19 protein-coding genes and 1 pseudogene are annotated in these 18,874 nt (G+C 50.2%); 5 read left to right on the top strand and 15 right to left on the bottom strand.

All coding sequences use genetic code 11. From position 1 onward, the window contains the following. Nucleotides 1-327: 327 nt before the first annotated feature. Nucleotides 328-468 (top strand): annotated as a pseudogene (locus ACLQ7H_RS06425) (cyanate hydratase); the annotation flags it as partial. A gap of 207 nt (nt 469-675) precedes the next feature. Here the strand turns inward: ACLQ7H_RS06425 and ACLQ7H_RS06420 are convergent. From ACLQ7H_RS06420 to ACLQ7H_RS06360, 13 genes are all read right to left on the bottom strand, one after another. Continuing rightward, entirely contained in the window at nt 676-1,704 is a 1,029-nt protein-coding gene (locus ACLQ7H_RS06420; protein WP_411751952.1) for a fimbrial protein, read from the bottom strand. Nucleotides 1,705-1,776: 72 nt separating this feature from the next. After that, a complete protein-coding gene (locus tag ACLQ7H_RS06415; RefSeq protein WP_411751951.1) occupies nt 1,777-2,397 on the bottom strand; it encodes a helix-turn-helix transcriptional regulator in 621 nt (206 codons plus the stop codon). A gap of 59 nt (nt 2,398-2,456) precedes the next feature. Continuing rightward, nucleotides 2,457-2,978, bottom strand: a complete 522-nt coding sequence (locus ACLQ7H_RS06410) for a fimbrial protein (protein ID WP_411751950.1) — start codon at nt 2,976-2,978, stop codon at nt 2,457-2,459. Between the two features lie 15 nt (nt 2,979-2,993). Further along, entirely contained in the window at nt 2,994-3,482 is a 489-nt protein-coding gene (locus tag ACLQ7H_RS06405) for a fimbrial protein (protein WP_411751949.1), read from the bottom strand. Between the two features lie 35 nt (nt 3,483-3,517). Continuing rightward, nucleotides 3,518-4,105: a fimbrial protein gene (locus ACLQ7H_RS06400; protein WP_411751948.1), complete on the bottom strand. Its 588-nt coding sequence runs from the start codon at nt 4,103-4,105 to the stop codon at nt 3,518-3,520. Then, a complete protein-coding gene (locus tag ACLQ7H_RS06395; RefSeq protein WP_411751947.1) occupies nt 4,105-4,824 on the bottom strand; it encodes a fimbria/pilus periplasmic chaperone in 720 nt (239 codons plus the stop codon). Before ACLQ7H_RS06395 ends, ACLQ7H_RS06400 begins: the two co-directional genes overlap by 1 nt. A gap of 15 nt (nt 4,825-4,839) precedes the next feature. After that, entirely contained in the window at nt 4,840-7,323 is a 2,484-nt protein-coding gene (locus ACLQ7H_RS06390) for a fimbria/pilus outer membrane usher protein (protein WP_411751946.1), read from the bottom strand. Between the two features lie 68 nt (nt 7,324-7,391). Further along, a complete protein-coding gene (locus ACLQ7H_RS06385) occupies nt 7,392-7,898 on the bottom strand; it encodes a fimbrial protein (protein ID WP_411751945.1) in 507 nt (168 codons plus the stop codon). Nucleotides 7,899-7,976: 78 nt separating this feature from the next. Continuing rightward, a complete protein-coding gene (locus tag ACLQ7H_RS06380; RefSeq protein WP_411751944.1) occupies nt 7,977-8,534 on the bottom strand; it encodes a fimbrial protein in 558 nt (185 codons plus the stop codon). A gap of 356 nt (nt 8,535-8,890) precedes the next feature. Then, on the bottom strand, nt 8,891-9,379 hold the full coding sequence (locus ACLQ7H_RS06375; protein WP_411751943.1) for a hypothetical protein: 489 nt from the start codon (nt 9,377-9,379) through the stop codon (nt 8,891-8,893). Between the two features lie 2 nt (nt 9,380-9,381). Beyond that, nucleotides 9,382-10,200 carry a winged helix-turn-helix domain-containing protein gene (locus ACLQ7H_RS06370; protein WP_411751942.1) on the bottom strand — a complete coding sequence of 273 codons (819 nt, stop codon included), beginning with the start codon at nt 10,198-10,200 and terminating at the stop codon, nt 9,382-9,384. 206 nt (nt 10,201-10,406) lie between these two features. Continuing rightward, entirely contained in the window at nt 10,407-10,754 is a 348-nt protein-coding gene (locus tag ACLQ7H_RS06365; RefSeq protein WP_411751953.1) for an antibiotic biosynthesis monooxygenase family protein, read from the bottom strand. Further along, on the bottom strand, nt 10,735-11,712 hold the full coding sequence (locus tag ACLQ7H_RS06360) for a cytochrome P450 (RefSeq protein ID WP_411751941.1): 978 nt from the start codon (nt 11,710-11,712) through the stop codon (nt 10,735-10,737). The genes ACLQ7H_RS06365 and ACLQ7H_RS06360 overlap by 20 nt, the downstream gene beginning before the upstream one ends. Before the next feature lie 79 nt (nt 11,713-11,791). Between ACLQ7H_RS06360 and ACLQ7H_RS06355 the strand changes: the two genes are divergently transcribed. From ACLQ7H_RS06355 to ACLQ7H_RS06340, 4 genes are all read left to right on the top strand, one after another. Continuing rightward, the gene (locus ACLQ7H_RS06355) at nt 11,792-12,475 is read left to right on the top strand and encodes an ArsR/SmtB family transcription factor (protein WP_411751940.1); all 684 of its coding nucleotides are present in this window, start codon (nt 11,792-11,794) and stop codon (nt 12,473-12,475) included. Between the two features lie 77 nt (nt 12,476-12,552). After that, entirely contained in the window at nt 12,553-13,254 is a 702-nt protein-coding gene (locus ACLQ7H_RS06350; RefSeq protein WP_411751939.1) for a glutathione S-transferase N-terminal domain-containing protein, read from the top strand. A gap of 141 nt (nt 13,255-13,395) precedes the next feature. Beyond that, the gene (gene phoA / locus ACLQ7H_RS06345) at nt 13,396-14,808 is read left to right on the top strand and encodes an alkaline phosphatase (RefSeq protein ID WP_411751938.1); all 1,413 of its coding nucleotides are present in this window, start codon (nt 13,396-13,398) and stop codon (nt 14,806-14,808) included. A gap of 468 nt (nt 14,809-15,276) precedes the next feature. Beyond that, a complete protein-coding gene (locus ACLQ7H_RS06340; RefSeq protein ID WP_021180553.1) occupies nt 15,277-15,720 on the top strand; it encodes a helix-turn-helix domain-containing protein in 444 nt (147 codons plus the stop codon). Nucleotides 15,721-15,738: 18 nt separating this feature from the next. On the opposite strand, the gene ACLQ7H_RS06335 is transcribed toward ACLQ7H_RS06340, so the two are convergent. Together ACLQ7H_RS06335 and ACLQ7H_RS06330 are read right to left on the bottom strand one after the other, a co-directional pair. Beyond that, on the bottom strand, nt 15,739-16,770 hold the full coding sequence (locus ACLQ7H_RS06335) for a fimbrial protein (protein WP_411751937.1): 1,032 nt from the start codon (nt 16,768-16,770) through the stop codon (nt 15,739-15,741). After that, on the bottom strand, nt 16,767-18,874 hold a 2,108-nt coding region (locus ACLQ7H_RS06330; protein WP_411751936.1), incomplete at its 5' end, for a fimbria/pilus outer membrane usher protein. The genes ACLQ7H_RS06330 and ACLQ7H_RS06335, both read right to left, overlap by 4 nt.

The raw sequence follows: 18,874 nt of genomic DNA, 5'->3' as shown, positions 1-18,874 counted from the left end.
ATGCTGCTGCCGTTCACTACGAGAATACCGTATTGTCATATTTTACCTCAGCGTTGTCATATTGACCGAGGTTAGAATGTGATAACGGTGCATCGTTAACAATGTGAGTTCGCCGGACGCTTACGGTATTACTGACACCAAACCACATCCTTTATCATGTTAAAATAACCCAATCATTTCTTTGTTATTAATAATAAACTAATAGAGTTCCTGGTTACTTTTCAGGTTGAGCTTTTTCATTGCTGATTTTTTCTGCGTAAAAACGGTTTTTACACTTTTCTTTAAAACATAAGATATACGTGTCAGTGAATATTCTTTAGATAGCAGTTGGTGCATGAACAATTTGGTGACGGAGTGATCAGCGCGATCAACTTCAAGCTGGATATCAAAAAGGTCCAAGACCCCGATGGCGGTGAACGCGCGGTGATCACATTGGATGGTAAGTACCTGCCAACCAAGCCATTCTAGGCCGTTAAACCACAAAGTAAGCTGAATTCACATTGATGACAAAGTGGCAATGTTGCTGATTTGGTAAAAAAACGCACCAACCCTTGCTAACCCATTGATTATTCAGACGGGCGCAGCATGCAGCGGCCCTACGTTGTAAGTCCGGTGAGGGTTTGTCAGCAGTCTCAGCGTCCGGTTACAGGCGCTGAATTTCCTTCTAGTACACACTTATTGTATCGACATGATCAACGTGGCAGATGCCGTGAAACTGCCGGTAATGGACTTGGTCAAATCCCGGGCCACCGGAGCTACCTGTAACTCATCTTGCCCAAAGCCATCAAGCAGCGTGGTACTGAATTTTTGATTCGGTTTGACCACTTGGCCGTTACGGCTGACCATAACCCCAACGTCATCGGGCAGCGTGGTGGCGATAAAGTCTGACGAGAAAGCCGCTGGAGCCGCAATGAGATTAATATCAACATCTTGTGTCACCGCAGTGTTGCAACGGTATTGCAGCGGTATGGTTTTGACATAACGGCTGCCATCGCTGCTGAGCTTGGTATTATCAATATCACCAAAGTCCACCTCAAGGGCAGCACCATAGTTAATGGTACATACGACGGGTACTTGAATCAGTTGCCCCGCAGTCGACATACTCATAATTGGGGTGTCATTAATCACGGTCGGTGTACCCTTACCGCTACTGACTAAACGGTAGCCTCGGAATAATTTGACCATTGGAGGAATTCGCACCACGCCCCCCAGCTGATCTCGTCGTAAACGCAGCGTAATGTTGGAACTTGTCGAGTCACTAGCAAAACGGACCAGCTTGGTATAACGACGATTAACCTCACCATCCCCATCACTCACTATTCCTCCTGGTATAGATTGTGTCGTGGGGACTACATGACCTCCGTCCCCCCCGATGGTGATTTTAACATCTAAATCTTCGTTTACCTTATAAAAACCATTGCCAAAATCTGATGGAGGTAAATCTATCCGGCTCTGGTAATAACTCAATACGTATGGCTTCGTCCCCGGAGCGTAGTTAGACCAGCAATTCAAATAATAACTAGGTACGCCCGTATAGCTGAATATAGCCGTTGAACCCGCCTTGCTACTGGTAAAACTCCCTTTGGTAAGCGTAACACGAAAACCATTATCTCCATAATATGGCCAACAGGTATTTTCCTTCTCGCTAGCGCTGACCACTGATGGGAGCAGGAGTAATACAGCAAGTATCATTTTTAGGATCATAGTTATCCTTATCTATTTTTATAAACCATTAATGAAGGCATTACTGACACCGAACCACATCCTTTCACCAAGTTAAAACAACCCAATCATTTCCTTATTATTAATAATAAACGAATAGAGTTCCTGGTTACTTTTCAGGTTGAGTTTTTTCATTGCTGATTTTTTCTGCGTAAAAACGGTTTTTACACTTTTCTTTAAAACAAAAGATATCCGTGTTAGTGAATACTCTTTAGACAGTAGCTTAATCACTTTCATTTCATTCGCTGAAAGTCTAGTCCTGCCACAAACGCAGCATGATTTCGTCATGATACCGTCATGCTCAACATGCTTCACTCTGTCACGACATTCCAATTGACGAACCACTCTATCTACTATCGTACCCAATGGTTCATCTCTGAATATGATAGGAAAGTGCCTTAAGCATTCACATAGTTCATTGTGCCCTTTATCATTCGTATCACGCTCCACAATAGGGAAAAAAACGCCCTTGAAACCCTGCTGGATATAAGGTGTTGCCAGTAGGCAATCTGTTCCTGGATCGACTTGTTGAAAGATAATATCACAGCGCCATGCGTCATCGGCCAAATCAAAATATTTAACCGCCTGTTCGCGTGAAGAGAGCGCTTGCTCCAAACCAAGTCGCAATCCCAATGCATAGGCTGCATTATTATCCTTTATCACTATCCCCAGCATAATTCCCTCAACAAAGCTAAAGTCTTGAATAACTCCACAGCAGTTTCTATCATTTATAATCAAGGGTAATATAAGGTAAATGCCACATTCGCGGTAAAATCTCCTTCAACAATCCCTTGGTGTTCAATAGCCGCCTCTGATGCACTGACGTATGCGGCAAATTTCAAGGTACGGCTTCCGTCATGGAGCAAATAAGATTTAACCGTTTTGTTAATCTCCAGCGGTTTTCCATCCTCAGTCTCCAAGCCTATCGCAATACCTTCCGCCATCCCGTTTACTGCCAGCAAGCCAGGCTGTTGCAGGTCCTCAACACCATTGAAACCGATCTCAACGCTGTTTCCCAAGCTGATATCACACTCTTCCAAGACAATAGAAAAACCATAACTGTGGGTGCGTTGATGCAGATAAAGCGTATTCTTAATGACGTTACCTAATTTAACGGTTTGTTTAACCGATGCCATGCTGAGAGTACAGGGCTCCTCGACCAGCTCACCGTGTAGATACATATTATGATCCTGCGCCAAACTGACGCTATTAATCCCCACCAGCATCCAGACACAAAATATTATCCGATAATGCATCACGTTTCCTTCCACTTAAAAGTAACTAGATACCAATGTCGCAATCGCATTGAACGGCCCTGCCTCCAAAGGCATTGCTGCATCCTTTTTTACTGGCACCGCAATAAAACTGAACGTTATTGGGTCTGGTGCATCGAAAAATCGATTTAGAGTAATAGGCTCACCGTTAATATCTTGAATGGCAATACCCAAGTTGTTAACGTTGGTGGTCAATACATTCCCCATTCCACCTAACGTTTCTCCTTGCAGTTGTAAGCGTAATTTTTTATCCCCACCTTGCTTACAATTTAGGGAAACCGCGGTGACTTGTGCATACTTCACACCGTCTACTTTTTTAATCCCCACCCTGTCAAAATTGACGTCAATGGTTTTGCCACCGTTAAATTCACAGGCGGGTTCGAAAATGCGCCCCTTGAAATTCATAACCATTCCGCCATCGGCTTGTACCTGCGATACGCAAAGCACCAGGAATAGGGGTATCGCAAGCAAAGATTTACATAGCATAAGGCCTCCATCCAGCGTGCGGGATCACAAACTGATTAGTCATAATTCAACTGAAAATTAACCACGGCGTAGAAAGCTCCGGGGATCAGCCGCTCGGCCGTACGCTGTGGGATAACATAAAAAGTTAAGCGATTATCACCAGGCATTAATAGCTGAGCCTGGCTGGGTATTCCTGGCCATAACTGGCGATGTTGTTCATCCTCCAGCCGTAAAGCCAACCCCCTCGCCTGGCCCGTTACTGCCACCAGCCCCCCTTGCTGCTGTTTGCTGCGCAAGGTGATTGATACCGTTTGCTGGCCCGCTCCCCAGACCAGGTTATTGCCCTGTGTTGCACTGCGAGTTACCCCACCCCAGTGTCCACAATCGCGCAGCAATAAATGGAAGGCGACGGGTGGCGCTTCGTCACCAAACCGGTTTAATACATGGCTGGCTATGCCCCCCAGGTTAACGGTTTGGTCTTGAGAAACCATCTCGAGCGTACAGGCCGATTCGACGATCGAGCCTTGAACCGCTAGTGAAGCAAACATGCCATCAACCTGGGCGTGGTTTTCTGCCAACGTTGGCAATGACCAAGCTGCCAATGTGCTAACCAATCCCCATTTAATGAGATCCAAGGCTTTCATCAGCTTGTGCCGTTCACGCTACAGCGCTGCTGCACGCAGGTAAATGCCAGTTCAGGCCGCCCACCGTAATCGTTGATATAGGTGACCACAGGCGCGTCATAGACAGTTGATTTCACGTCGGTACGGCTTTTCGGTGCCAGAGTTACCGGCACAAAGCCGTTGTCTTCACGCCCTTTTCCCCGTGCCGCAATCCCCGACACGGTGATGTAGTAAGGCGTCGGGTTTTCAATCTGGTAACCCGCGGCGGTTTTATGCAGCACCAACTGGTTTTGCCAGACTGCACCGGGTTTCGTCACAATGGATGCCGGGCGATAAAACAGCTTCACTTTAGTCTGTAAGGCAATTTGCATCACATTGGATTTATCACTGCGCGGGGGGATTTCACGTAGATTAAAATAAAATAACGTTTCCCGATCCTGCGGCAACGCTTTAGCCTCAGGCAACGCTGAAATTCTCACCATACTTTTGGCACCCGGTTCAATACGCTGAATCGGAGGCGTAACAATTAACGGCCCCGCGACTTTCTGCTGTTCATGATCCTCGACCCACGCCTGTGCCAAATAGGGTAATTGCTTATTCTCATTACTGATATTTAAACTAATCGCTTTGCTGCCGCCTTCATAAATCACCCTGGTGCGATCCAGAGCAATCGCGGCAAAAGCCGTATGAATAGACGTAACAGTGAGAATAACAAACGCCATGAAAGCTGATTTACTCATAATATGATCTCTTGATTACTTGATAGTGTGGCACGGTAATAATAAATTTCCCTGAACCAGCAATGGTTTAGGCAGTGATACCTGACACCCTTTAGTGCCATTCCAGTTAACACTGAGTGATTCCCCGGCAGTGATACCCGATAGATAGGCCAGGCCGCCGTCACTGACAATGGCCAGTTCTCGCCCTTTTGGGTTAACCACGCTGGCCCCAAATGGCGGATGTTTGCCATCTGGCATGACAATAACCGCCAGTGCCTTTTCACCTTTCAGCAAGGAAAAGCGCCGATAGCCAATAGCGCCCTCGGTTAACGTCGATTCGACCACCCCTTTGCTGACTTCTACATCATCAGCAAGCTGGTTAATATCTACGCGTGTATCCGTGCGGTAATAACTATTCATGTTCGCCAAGACGGCGATCCCGAAGCGATTACTGTGAACGACGCCCCCTTCTATCGGTACACCAGAAACCCCCTCGGTGCTTAGCATCAAACGAGTACCACCATTAGTTCCTGCTGGATGCAGTGCAGCCCCTTTTGACGTTGCGGTTAGCCCCCCCTGCATGGAAAGCCCGGCAGAAGTGGTGCTATTTTGTACGTAAGCCGCATTCAGACTGATTTCGCTGTTATCACCGCGGTGAGTGTAAAAGCCGTTCACCTGCGTCGCCGTTTGCTGACCTCCCAGATTGTTAACCCCGGCGGCAATTCGGTAGTTATTATTGATATCGACGTTCTTGGTATAACTCAGCGCCTGATTCAAGCGGTTATTTGAACTCTGTCCGCTATATCCCAAACTCTGGCCATTGCCCAACGGCACGGACAGGCTGACAAACACGGCATCGTTATAACGCTGCTGATATTGGCTGCGGCTGGCAGACACGTTTAGCGACAGATCCTTATGCCCCATAAAATCGAAGTAGCGGCTTACCGACAGGCTATAGCTGTCCTCCGGCTGGCGATCCCAATAGCTTTGGTGGGTATAGGTGGCATACAAGCTCAGTTGGGCAGCCGTAAAGCTTTTATTAGCCGTTATGGTATACATCTCTTTACTGTGCGCGACGCTGCTCCCTCCAAAGCGGCTATCCAGGTATTGCCCCATCGACATAAAATCACGCTCAGAAAAGCGATATCCCGCAAACGTGACCTCACTGTCAAATTCATCAAAGCGCTTGGAATAGCTCAGCCGATAGGACTTGCCTTTCTTCTCGCCGTCTAGCCCTGGTAGCCTGGCGATCGACTGGGTCACATCTGCCGACAACGCCCCCAGCATAAACAGGTTTCGTCCCAGCCCAACAGAAACGGCCTGGTAATCATTTGCCCCAACGGCGCCGCCATAAAGCGACCAGTTGTTGGCTACCCCCCAAGAGAACTCGCCGCTAGCAAACAAAGGCCCATCTATATGATGCTGATAGGTAGAAGGACGGCCCACGGCGGTTTTATAACGCACCGTCCCCGGCCGCGTCAGATAAGGGACATTGGCGGTATCCACAGCAAAGTTTTGCTGGGTGCCATCTTGTTCATTCACCTGAACATCCAGCCTGCCGCTGACGGCACGGTTCAAGTCCCGGATACGAAACGGCCCAGAGGCAACGGTAGTTTCATAAATCACCCGACCCTGTTGTGATACCGTCACCGTGGCGTTGGTTTTAGCAATACCGTGAACTTCAGGGGCATAACCACGCAGGTTAGGCGGCAGCATACGTTCATCGCTCGCCAGGCCTACACCGGTAAAACGGAATGAATCGAAGATATCGGAATAAAAATAGTTTTCACCCAGCGTCAGCGTGGCATTCAAACGAGGTATCGCCCGATAAGCGTACCAGCGGCTCCAGTCGAAATGACGTTGCGCCTGACGTGTTGCCGTGGAGAACTCATAGTTGCCCTGATAATCTCCCCGTAGCCGCCAAGACCCGATATTAACCCCTGCGGTACCGCTAAGGCTGGCGTTTCGGGAGCTTTCCCCCTGGTGGCTTTTGCTGGTTGCTGCGTTGAGGCTATAGTCCAGCAGTACCCCCGGGATGCCATTATCCCAGCGGGACGACGGTAACCAATTTGGGTCGCTGTATTCCAGAAAGGCCTGGGGAGCACTGACGTATAGCGTACCGCTGGCGATATCGCCCTTCAGCGTCAAACCCTGTAATGCAGAGAAGTCTGCACACTCTTTCTGGTGCCAAAAAATGACCTTGCTAGCGGCCTCTTCCGTCAGGCCCAGCCGGCTGACCAACGCGGCTGGGAAGCATAGCTTGGTGGTATTGGCAACGTTGGCGTCAGCATAAAAGGGGATGGTTTGCTCACGATCGGCAATATTCTGTTCATTAAGATAAACAGCCATAATATAATTGCCAGGCATCACATAGCCTAGCCGTGAAAATCGTGACAAATCAACGTTATTTCGATCTTCTGCGTCTAACACATCGAGGTTGAATTCTATTGCTTGCGATAGTTTACTGAATCCCAGGAGTGAAATAAAAATCGCCACAGTAATCTTATTGATTCCATTCATAATTCTATCCAGAAATAAAAGTCCATTTTCAAAATACAAATAAGATTACTTTTAAGCAAAAATGAGGGTTATCGATAGCTAACCACGATATTCATAGTGGTGTAGTAGTTCCCCGATGTCACTTGCTTGCCATTAGCCACTAAAAAGATATTGTATTTTAATAGTATTTCACCTGAATCAATCGGAATGTCAGGCAAAGGAACCCCAGGTGTAATTTGATGCCCTTTTTCATCCTGCACCATGAGTGCCACCCCACGGTCCTGCAAAGGTTCAACATATCCATGGCTGCCAGGGCTAAAGGTCACTTCTATTGACTTATTCCCGTCACTACTATTGTCGGACAAAACGCAATTAATCAGTTTTATTTTAAATGGGTAGGCTTGACTGATCCCATTGCGCTCAAGCGTTTTGAGTGGGATAGTCCCCAATTCAACCGTTTGAAAAACATTATCCGGAGAGATTGCACAGGCAGACTCAAGGATTGCCCCTTTTAATTTAACCGTACCCTGTGCCCATACCGCCGTATTAAAGTAAAACAGAGCCATAAACAACAGAGTCTGGATGACCTTACACATGACAATCCATTGTTAATATCCGCCACTTAAGTCACATAAAATGAAGCATAGGGTATATACCCTATGCTTCCCTATCTATTAAGGGTAAGTCAGCGTAAAGTTGGCAACGCTGGAGAATTCACCTGGCGTTACGCTACCATCGGCTTTATTACCTTGCAGATAAGCAGAGAAGTTCAGTTTGTTGTTACCTGCCAATAAACCACGTGCCGCAGAAGGTACACCCAGGGTAATTTGCGTACCGCTACCATCGGTCAAGGCAATACCAGCACCTTTGGCAGTACCCGTGATCCCCAGCAGCTTATCGTTCTCAGCGTCTTTAGAACCACCAAAGGTGATGACGACGTTTTGCTTGGTCGTAGTATCACACTTTTCCAAATCAATGGTGAAATTGCGTGGTGTAGAAGTTCCTGCCTTTGCCAATAATGAGTTTGACACCTGGCCAAGATCGACAGTTTGGTTAGAACTCTCAGGCGTAATTGAGCATGGCGCATCAATAATAGAACCGGTAAAAGTAATGTTACCGCTACCCTGGTCGGTTGCTTTAACTGGATCAACCACCGGATCTGCTGCCATCGCGCCAAACGCAGAAATACCGGAAGCCATCACCATTGCCATTACAATTTTATTCATTTTCATAACTATTTCCATTCAGTTAATTTTTGACTTTAAACTTCACTTAATCAAGAGGTAGCTAAGACGCGCACCTTTCTCAATTCATGCACCACAACCGTAATAATCATCTACAAAGCTGCGATGGGGATTATCTTAATCCGTTAATTAGAAAATAGTGCAATGAACTCTTCTTAAAAGATAAAAAGTAAGATGATTTAATATAAATTCGTTTAAAATCAATGATATATTTATATTTAAAATGATATTAAATTGCTATTTAAGCGAATTTAAGACACATAAAATAAAAGGCCATGCTAGAGAAAACTGCATGGCCTTAATTGGAGGGAATAAGCTAATGATAAAAAGGGTTGCGTTTAGGCTTACTTAACAAATCGACATAAAAGTTGCGGGATAGGACTAGTCGAAATCAGATAGCCATTTTCCCCATTGCGTTGAATACCGAGATTCGTCCAGCCATTCTGCTCTCTGAGGTAGCTGTAAAGAAATTTTTTAGCCAAGGGGTCGGGCAGAGTATCAAATGGCGCAACATTGAGCTTGTCGGTTCGGATGAGAAATGACTCATGATTGCTCACCGTATAACTTACCTCGGCATCTCGTTTAATGGTGTATTCATTGCCTTGATCGGTTAGTGTTCCACTATAAGAGATCACGCCATGTCCATTTGAAAACAAGAAAAATATCCCCGCTTGTATAACAACCGTTTTTTTATCTGAAACATAGTCATATTGCACCTGTGAGAAACAGCTGATGCCTTCCCGGACTTGTTTTTTATGTATATAGTTAATTACAGCAACAACGACTGCCGTCACTGATATTATAGAGATAATGATGCACCATTTTCTTTTCATGATTAGCTCTCAATAAAGTAGCGATATCTGGACCTACAGTTGCTTCCTTTATCTAAAGCATCGCCATCACAAATAATAAAAGACTCACGCGGCAAGCCAGTATAGAGTGAGATATAAACTCTCTCTTTGTTGTCACAATGTAAATCAGCATTAATGGGTATATTACCACCATTATTTTTCACTTTTCTTTTGAAATAATCATCAACGTATAGTTGGCATTGATTATAGTCTCCCCAGTACGAATAATTATAAAGTCTGCTTTGTATTTTGAGATATTTATCGTAAGTAAAACTAGTCACTGCGGCAATAAAAATAAAAAGTAAAGTGCCAGAGGAAAATACCAAGCTTACCTTTTTAAGGTTATGATTAAATAGAACACCATGACGACTTACATCACCTATTCCATCATCAGGGATAGGTGTAGACAACGTGCGACTGGCCATTCGAGCCTCGTTGTCCATCCTATTATCAACGCACTCTTCATACTCAGCAATCTCTACCGTATCTGCCACCAACATACCGCGCCTTGGGATGGTGATAATGATATCCTCCTCAAGCCCCAACTGCCGAAAGGCCTTTCGTATCATGGCAATGTTTTGGTACAGCGTATTGGTGTTAATTGGAATGCCATATTTTTCCCACACTTCCTCAAACAGTTCTTTCTGTGTAGTAATTTCAGGTTTATTTTTTAACAGAATTTGCAAACAGTTATTCGCTGGTGTGGTGAGGACAATTTCATCATGCTTCTTGCCGATATCCGTCAGAGAACCTGAGCTTTTATCGTAGATAACATGATGATTTAAGATGATTTTACCGCTCATGCTCACTCTTCTATATTAGTATTCTTAAAATTTCACTTATACGCATATAGAATAAAGGATGGCTATAGATTAATCAACAATTTACCAAGAAAATTCTTAATCTGCTATCGCGAGTTTTAAAGTGTCATTCTGAATATAACAAACCGCGCTGAGCGCGGTTAATTGTGGCGGAGGTATTACGTCAAAACATAGCTATCCGTCCGACTTTAATCAGGATGAAAATGGCGGCTGTCCGCCGGAGCCTGCGCACGCGGTTCCAACCCATAATCCCGCACCACCTCGGCCACCCGCAACCGGTAATATTCCAGTACCTCATGCCTGCCACGCACCTGGGCCTGACGGTGTTGTTCCAGGTTGCGCCACTGCTGTACCGCCGCCTCGTCACGCCAGAACGACAGCGATAGCAACTTGTCCGGTTCACTCAGGCTCTGAAAACGTTCGATAGAGATAAAACCGTCAATATCTGCCAGCAGCGGTTTCAGCTCCGCCGCCAACTCAAGATAGGTTTCCCGCTGCCCAGCGGCAGCACGTAGTTCAAAAATCACGGCGATCATCATCGCTCTCCTCAACAGTATAAAATTCAGGTACACACGCATTTTGCGAAACACGCCAGCGAAACTGGTTTAATAGTTCGGGCTTGACGTTGAGTGTGGATAAATGGCCGATCCCCGCCAAAGCAATCAATCTTGCCCAACGCTCTCCTGGGCAGCGATGAGCACCATAACCGAAGGCAAAACTCTCCTGCGGCGTTTTCAACTGCACCAATACGCTCTGCCCTACCGGCAGCGGTTGACCATCAAGCAACGTAGCCTGTCGCGCAAATCTGCGGGTAGTATGGATCGGCGGAGTTTGCTGCAACACCTCCAAGATCAAGGCTTCTACCGGTTGATGGCGCTGATTTGCCAGCAACAGCGTCTGACCTATTAATCCGGCGGTGCCCTCACAAGCCTGGAACAACAGCCCGATGGCATTGGCTATTGCCAGCGAGCGATCGCCAATGTGTTGGCACAGTTGATCAAACAGCGGGCCATCTGCCTGCTGCATACGAGCCTGCAACTTTCCGGCGGCAACGGCCCCCGCAGCCATCTGCTCTGTGCTGCCACCGGGAGCAATACAGCGCACAAAGTCCAACACCTCATCCACCAAGGCAGATCGATCCTGATAGGCCACGCCCAATAATTCAGCTAATACACAGATCGGCAGCGCGTAGTTAAACCGGGTGAGCTGCTCTGCCGTTGTCAAACTGGCCGCTAACCGTTGAGCCACGTAAACCGTAGTCTGGCGGATCTCATCGTCGGTGATAGCGGCCAGAGCTGCCTCGATCGCCCCCTTTAATTCACGCTGCCTGGCACCATCATTCATACGTACCAGAGAGGCGAAAATCGATTGAGCGGGCGTCCCAATTAAAGCTGCGGGTACCGGCTCATCCATGGGGCGAACGCCGAGGTGAGGATGGGTTAAGGCTTCACGCACCGCTTGCCGCGATGCCACAGAAAAGGGGCAGGCCGTCATGGCAATTTCCTTCAGATAAGAATAGAGAGCAGCCATTGTCGGGTTAGACGAGCATCAATACTTCGGTTATGCTCGAAGTATGAATGACACTACGCTTGAAGACCGCCTGGCCGCATTGACGGCCGCTATCGCCGATCGCACCCGAGCGCGCATGCTGTGCCTGCTGATGGATGGACGCGCCTACACCGCAACGGAGCTGAGTGCGGCGGTGGACGTCGCAGCCTCAACCGCCAGCAGCCATCTGGCACGTTTGCAGGAACAGAACCTGATCGGCTGTGTCAAACAGGGCCGCAATCGCTTTTACCGCCTGGCGGGCAAACCGGTGGCCGATATGCTGGAAAGCCTGATGGCGTTGGCCGGTGTAGAACGCCCGACGGTCAAAAGCAGCACCCCGGCCTCATTGCGTTATGCACGCACCTGCTATGACCACATGGCAGGTGAGGTCGCGGTCCAATTACATCATCAGTTGCTGGCGCGAGCCTGGTTAATCGGGGATAACGACTATCAACTCAGTGAGTCTGGGCAGACGGCCTTAACACAGTTGGGCATCGACTGCTCCCCGGCCCCGACCCGGCGGCGCTTTGCCTGTGATTGTCTGGACTGGAGCGAACGCAAGGCTCATCTCGGTGGCGCACTGGGCGCTGCCATGCTGGCTGCATTTGAAAAACGCGGGTGGGTTAAGCGTCATTTAGACAGCCGTGAGCTGCAACTGACCGCCGCCGGTAAAAAAGCACTAAGCGCACATTTTGGCCTGGCGCTTTGAATGCCTGGCACGCTAGCTTAGCTGCCATACTCAATGGGTTTACCTGTTGACGATCCCGTCATCTCCGAGGAGTTATCATGTCCGATATTAACCTATTCCCGATCGCCCAACGTTGGCCCGCCAAGCATCCTGAACGGTTACAGCTCTACTCGCTACCGACCCCCAATGGGGTGAAAGTTTCCATCATGCTCGAAGAGATCGGCCTGCCCTACGAGGCACACCTGATCGATATCGGCAAAAATGAAACCTGGACGCCAGAGTTCCTGTCGCTCAACCCTAACGGCAAAATCCCGGCGATCCTCGATCCTGCAGGCCCAGACGGTAAACCGTTAGCCCTGTTCGAGTCCGGGGCAATCCTGCTGTATCTGGCAGAGAAATGCGGTAAGTTTTTACCCAAGGATCCCGCCCAACGTTATGAAACCATCCAGTGGGTATTTTTCCAGATGGCGTCCGTTGGGCCAATGTTCGGCCAGCTAGGCTTCTTCCACAAATTCGCCGGGCGCGAATATGAAGACAAACGGCCATTCGAACGCTACCAGAAAGAGTCCAAACGGCTGCTGGGTGTGCTGGAAGAGCGGCTGCAAGGGAGTGATTGGATCATGGGTTCGGAGTACACCATTGCGGATATCTCTCTGCTCGGCTGGGTACGTAACCTGATCGGTTTTTATGAGGCCCGCGACGTGGTGGAGTTCGACAATTTCCCCGCGGTTGGCCAATGGCTGGAACGCGGATTGGCAAGGCCAGCCGTACAGCGCGGCGTCAATATTCCCGCCCGTTAAGCCAGATCTTGTATGGGGGCGTGCAAGGTTATCCGCCCTTTCTCACTTCGCTCGTCATAAAAATGTCACTTTCCTGCCCTACTCTCCCGTGTAACAAAATAATGCCAACCCTATTTTTGTATTACAACAAGGAGCCTACCCATGCAGCAGTCCGTTTCCCTGATCGCCGGAGCCGTATTATCCGCCCTGTTATGTTCCACCGCCCTGGCTGACAACAATCAACTCAACAACCGCGCGGCTCATGGCGATATTACCGAACCCGGCGGTGCACGCCGGTTGGCAGGCGATCAAACCGCCGCACTGCAAGCGTCGCTGTCGAATAAAACCGTTAAAAACGTGATCCTGCTGATCGGCGACGGCATGGGCGATTCGGAAATCACCGGCGCACGCAACTATGCCGAAGGCGCAGGCGGTTACTTCAAAGGGATCGATGCCCTGCCGCTGACGGGTCAATACACCCACTACTCGCTGGATAAGAAAAGCCATAAACCGGACTATGTCACCGACTCTGCCGCCTCGGCCACCGCCTGGGCTACCGGCGTCAAGACCTACAACGGCGCGTTGGGCGTGGATGTGAACGGCAAAGATCAACCGACGATCCTGGAACTGGCCAAGGCCGCAGGTAAAGCCACTGGCAACGTCTCAACGGCGGAGCTGCAAGATGCCACACCGGCAGCACTGGTTTCACACGTGACCTCGCGCAAGTGCTACGGCCCAGAGGAAACCAGTGAACAATGCGCTGGTAACGCGCTGGAAAACGGTGGGCACGGGTCGATCACCGAGCAGCTGATTAAAACCCGCGCCGACGTCACGCTGGGTGGCGGGGCAAAATCCTTCGCTCAGTTGGCGAAAAGCGGTGAATGGCAGGGGAAAACGCTGAAAGCCCAGGCCGCCGCATTGGGTTACCAATGGGTGGAGGATGCCGAAAGTCTAAACGCGATTAACCTCGCCAATCAGCAAAAGCCGCTGCTGGGCCTGTTTGCGCCAGGCAATATGCCGGTGCGCTGGAAAGGACCGAAAGCCTCCTATCACGGTAATCTCGATCAACCCGCGGTGACCTGTGAGAATAACCCAGAGCGCGGTGCCAATGTGCCAACGCTGGCGGCGATGACCGATAAAGCCATCGAGCTGCTGAAGAACAACCCGAACGGTTTCTTCCTGCAAGTGGAAGGAGCGTCTATCGACAAACAGGATCATGATGCCAACCCATGCGGCCAGTTTGGCGAAACGGTCGATCTGGATGAGGCAGTACAAAAAGCGTTGGAGTTCGCCCGCGCCGACGGTAATACCCTGGTGATCGTCACCGCCGACCACGCCCACTCCAGCCAGATTATTGCCGCCAAAGCCAAGGCGCCGGGGCTAACCCAATCATTAACCACCAAAGACGGCGCGGTGATGACCATCAGTTACGGCAATTCGGAAGAAGGCTCTCAGGGCCATACCGGTACTCAGCTGCGCGTTGCCGCTTATGGCCCGCATGCCGCCAACATAGTGGGCCTGACCGATCAGACCGACCTGTTCTTCACCATGCGCGACGCCATGAATATCAAGTAATTAAAACGGACGCATTCCCCTCACCCTAACCCTCTCCCAAAAGGAGAGGGGACCGATCGAGTTCGCTGATTTTTCTGCGTAATACTTCATCCATCTTCTTTCTCATCACGTTCTGGAGCGGCTCAGCCTCATCAGAGACACAGGGCTATAATGGTCAAGTAAAACCGCACACCGATTTAGGCACATTGTGGTAGTCGTCGTTTGTATTCATCCATCTTCTTTCTTATCACGTTCCGGAGCAGCACAGCCTCATCAGAGACGCAGGGCAGCTCCCTCTCCCTGTGGGAGAGGGTTGGGGTGAGGGGGAGCTAAATCCCTACCCCTGGCGGAGCATTTTTCGCCACGTCGATTATCCAAGTTAACCCTTGCGTAACCGCCACTGCGCGCCTATTATCAAAGAATAAACTTGGATTATTAAGTCCCATTTGACGGTGAACCGAATGTCGTCGCTGCAGGAGAATTAAACCAATGGATCGCGCCAATATCATTCACGACTTGCTGAACTGGATCGAAAACCACCTGGATCAACCGCTGCTGCTGGATAACGTGGCGGCAAAATCCGGCTACTCCAAATGGCATCTGCAACGTATGTTCCGCAGTACCACTGGCCATGCGCTCGGCAGCTATATCCGCGAGCGCCGTTTGTCGAAGGCCGCACAGGCTCTACGCGCTACCCCACGCCCAATTCTGGATATCGCCCTGCAGTTCCATTTTGATTCCCAGCCTTCATTTTCCCGGGCCTTTAAAAAACAGTTTGGTGAAACGCCGGCAGTCTATCGCCGCACGCCACAGCAGGATGAAGTTGCGCTCTCCTCAGAGCACAGCTATCGCCACAGCACACCGAGCCTGCACTCACTGTACAAGCGCCAATGCGTAGACGAAGGCTGCACCAACTGGGTCGGCCAGCGTTAAAAACTGGGTGACGTCTTATCAGTTATATTCAAGGGTAAAGGTGGCAATCGACTTGATGGTGCCGCCCTTCATTTTCGCTGCGGTCTGGTAATAACGCGCCTTCAGCGGCAAAGTGAGGGTATTGGTCTGGTTGGCAATGGTATGCCCGGCATACACCGCCGTGCCGCTAGTGATTGGCGTTGAGTTATTGCCGGTCAGCAGTTGGACGGCAACGCCGCTGGCCGTATTGCTATCCTGTATCGGCTTGAGCACGCCAGGCGCATTCGAGGCATCGCGGGTATAGTCAAAACGTACGTTCACCAACCCTTCCCCTGTGCCACCAGGCAACAGTTCCGTCCCCGTACCGCCAACACAGTTGATATTAATTGAAAAATCCTGCTCTGCGGTGGTACTGCCGACGCCTTTAAACGCCGCAGTGGCCACCGTACTCAGGTTGATCACCTTGTTTTTGGAACCGGCGTCCACCGAACAGGATGAGGTGACAATGGTGATACTGTTAGCTAAGACGTGGGAAATCAGGATCGGTCTTGCAGGGCCAGTCCCATCCGCATAGTAAGAGGAATACTGCCCTGGGGCCAATGCGCCAGTACCGGTATTCTGGGCAATCTTGATCACCTCAACCACAAAATACCCCTCAGCCAGATACACCCTGCCGTTACGATAGATCTCGTGCGGGTAATAGGCACCTTCCTGCGTGCCGATCTGGCGATATAGCCGCAGCCCCACCCCCGGCACGTTGGTGGTCCAGATTTTGTCACTGATCGAACTCGGCCCACCTTGTAAAATGCGACCATACAACGTGCTATTACCGCTGCAAGAAATATTGTCATCCCGGCGGATATCGAACTTGCCGGTGGCCAGGATATCGCCCACCTTGGTATTCGGCGTAATCAATACTCTGCCGACGTTCATAATGATGTCCTGCGGCCTGGTCGTGTTAACCCGACATTGAGCATATGCCTGTTGCCCAGCCAACATCAGTAACAAAAACAGCATGGCTGGTTTAGGGCGCTGGCGCATGGCGGTGAATTTATGGATAACGTTGATCATTTGCAGCTCGCCTCAATAATTTCGTAATCAGTGCTGTTTTGTGTGTTTGCGTGGTAGTTCACGGCACACTGTTGTGTCGGCTGAGTACCCCATTTCACCAATAGCCGCCCCTGTAGCGCTTCGGTACGCAGATAGATGCGGCTGCCCTGGCCGACGATGCCGATCACCTGGTTACGGGTATCCAATACTTCGGCACCAAAAGGTAACGCCGTGTTATTCGGGCCCAGCGCATGGATAATCAGCGCCTGACCTTTGAGGGTTTTGAACTCCAGCTTGGCAATCGCACCCGCATAAGGCGCTACCTGCTGGCTGCTGCTTTCCAGCTCGACATCGCGTGACATGCCGTTAGGATCCAGCGTGACGTTGGTCATGCGGTATGGGGCAACATAAGGCACCACCGCATAGCCGTTATCATCGATTCGCACCCCTGGAGAGTTGGTAACGATCGCCCCTGCCGCATCCGGCGCTTCAACCAGCACCATGGTTTGGCCACGCTGAGGCGTCATGGTCACGCCGCCGCTATGTGCCACCACGCTACCGGAAGCCCCGATGGACGACTGACGGAAATCACGGCCATAGCTGTAAGAACCGTTCATGGTGGCGAAACGACTGCGGTATTCCCCACTCACGCTGGTATTGGTCCCGCCGGTCTGGTCGTTAGCCAAAGTGGCGCTGTAGCTGATGTTGTTATCTTCCCCGGTGGAGCCGTTAATCCCGATGCGGCTGCTGTCGTAGCCTTGGTCGTTGTAGGCCAACGCGCTGTTCAGACTGATGTTTTGCGAGCCAATATTGAACGGGATCGAGAAGTTCAGGAAGTAACGGGTTTCATCGTGGTTATAAGTATCGGTGGTACGCATCGCGGACAAACCGTAGGTAACTCGGCCGATGAAGTTGTTGTAACCTACCTGATACTGTTTGGAGGTACCGCCACGGTTCCAGTAATCGCGCACCGAACCGGTGATATACAGCGATCCCAGACTGGCACCCAGCCCCTGGTTCAGCGTGAGCTGATATTCACTGCGTTGGCGGTTAATCGCATCCGCACTTAAGCCCCGGCTCTCATTATCGCGGGCATACACCGCATCACGCAGTGGCAGATAGCCGGACGTCGAGTAGCGATAGGCCGCTATGGTGAAGTTGGTGTTGGTTTCCGACATCAGCTTGCTGTAGCTGATCTTGTAGCTCTGGCCGGACATATCACCCTGTCTCAAGCGGGTATTGGCTTGGGTAACGTCGACGGCAAAAGCCCCCCACGGTGTTGCCACCGCACTCCCCAGCAGCACCGCGCTGTAGCCATCGCTCACTGTGGCCCCGGTATAACCGGTCAGAATATTGGTAAACCCGCGCTGATAAGTCGCCTGGAACATTTCGGGCTTGTTCTGTAAATTATCATCGCGAACTTGGCCTGCGGTTAACGCATAGCGCTGGATCCCCGGGCGCAACATCTGTGCCACCGAAGCATAGGGAACGCTGAACTGGCGCACGGAGCCATCGGCCTCATTGACCGTCACGTCCAGATCGCCGCCGTAGCCGGTAGGGAACAGATCGTTAATCACGAACTCGCCCGGCGCTACCGTGGTTTGATAGATCAGCTGGTTGTTCTGGCGAACTTCCACCAGGGCGTTGCTTTGCGCCACGCCGCGCACCACTGGCGCATAGCCGTTAAGGGAGTCCAGCAACATGCGATCGTCGGTACTCAGTTGCGCACCGCGAAAACCGATCGAATCAAAGAAATCCCCGCTGGTAAACGCATCCCCCAAGGTCAGCATACCGCGCACACCCGGAATGGCACGCTGCGCATAGGTGGCCGTGTTCTGCCAATGGGTGCTTTCCTGACTACGCCAGTTCACGTTAGAGTCATGGCGCTGCTGCCAACCGGCAATGTTCACCCCGGCGTTCATCGTCAGATAAGCGTTGGTCGAGTCCGAGTTGCCACCGGAATTGGAGCTGTGCGAATTAAAAGCGTTGAAGGTATAGGACAGAAAACCTGCGGTGATGCCGCGATCCCAGAATTTCGGATCGACATAACCGCGTGCGGTACGGCGCAGCGCGACCTGGGGAACGCTGACATCCATACGCAAGGTGCTGGTATTGAGGCGGTAAG

It is taken from the genome of Serratia sp. (in: enterobacteria) (assembly GCF_046715635.1).
Taxonomy (GTDB): domain Bacteria; phylum Pseudomonadota; class Gammaproteobacteria; order Enterobacterales; family Enterobacteriaceae; genus Chania.
Note: the sequence above shows the minus strand (reverse complement) of the source record. Positions and strands in the feature narration are given on the sequence as shown.

Excerpts from the sequence above, each read along its gene's own strand:
- ACLQ7H_RS06420 (WP_411751952.1), bottom strand. The coding sequence starts at position 1,704 with ATGATCCTAAAAATGATACTTGCTGTATTACTCCTGCTCCCATCAGTG.
- ACLQ7H_RS06415 (WP_411751951.1), bottom strand. The coding sequence starts at position 2,397 with ATGCTGGGGATAGTGATAAAGGATAATAATGCAGCCTATGCATTGGGA.
- ACLQ7H_RS06410 (WP_411751950.1), bottom strand. The coding sequence starts at position 2,978 with ATGCATTATCGGATAATATTTTGTGTCTGGATGCTGGTGGGGATTAAT.
- ACLQ7H_RS06405 (WP_411751949.1), bottom strand. The coding sequence starts at position 3,482 with ATGCTATGTAAATCTTTGCTTGCGATACCCCTATTCCTGGTGCTTTGC.
- ACLQ7H_RS06400 (WP_411751948.1), bottom strand. The coding sequence starts at position 4,105 with ATGAAAGCCTTGGATCTCATTAAATGGGGATTGGTTAGCACATTGGCA.
- ACLQ7H_RS06395 (WP_411751947.1), bottom strand. The coding sequence starts at position 4,824 with ATGAGTAAATCAGCTTTCATGGCGTTTGTTATTCTCACTGTTACGTCT.
- ACLQ7H_RS06390 (WP_411751946.1), bottom strand. The coding sequence starts at position 7,323 with ATGAATGGAATCAATAAGATTACTGTGGCGATTTTTATTTCACTCCTG.
- ACLQ7H_RS06385 (WP_411751945.1), bottom strand. The coding sequence starts at position 7,898 with ATGTGTAAGGTCATCCAGACTCTGTTGTTTATGGCTCTGTTTTACTTT.
- ACLQ7H_RS06380 (WP_411751944.1), bottom strand. The coding sequence starts at position 8,534 with ATGAAAATGAATAAAATTGTAATGGCAATGGTGATGGCTTCCGGTATT.
- ACLQ7H_RS06375 (WP_411751943.1), bottom strand. The coding sequence starts at position 9,379 with ATGAAAAGAAAATGGTGCATCATTATCTCTATAATATCAGTGACGGCA.
- ACLQ7H_RS06370 (WP_411751942.1), bottom strand. The coding sequence starts at position 10,200 with ATGAGCGGTAAAATCATCTTAAATCATCATGTTATCTACGATAAAAGC.
- ACLQ7H_RS06365 (WP_411751953.1), bottom strand. The coding sequence starts at position 10,754 with ATGATCGCCGTGATTTTTGAACTACGTGCTGCCGCTGGGCAGCGGGAA.
- ACLQ7H_RS06360 (WP_411751941.1), bottom strand. The coding sequence starts at position 11,712 with ATGACGGCCTGCCCCTTTTCTGTGGCATCGCGGCAAGCGGTGCGTGAA.
- ACLQ7H_RS06355 (WP_411751940.1), top strand. The coding sequence starts at position 11,792 with ATGAATGACACTACGCTTGAAGACCGCCTGGCCGCATTGACGGCCGCT.
- ACLQ7H_RS06350 (WP_411751939.1), top strand. The coding sequence starts at position 12,553 with ATGTCCGATATTAACCTATTCCCGATCGCCCAACGTTGGCCCGCCAAG.
- phoA (WP_411751938.1), top strand. The coding sequence starts at position 13,396 with ATGCAGCAGTCCGTTTCCCTGATCGCCGGAGCCGTATTATCCGCCCTG.
- ACLQ7H_RS06340 (WP_021180553.1), top strand. The coding sequence starts at position 15,277 with ATGGATCGCGCCAATATCATTCACGACTTGCTGAACTGGATCGAAAAC.
- ACLQ7H_RS06335 (WP_411751937.1), bottom strand. The coding sequence starts at position 16,770 with ATGATCAACGTTATCCATAAATTCACCGCCATGCGCCAGCGCCCTAAA.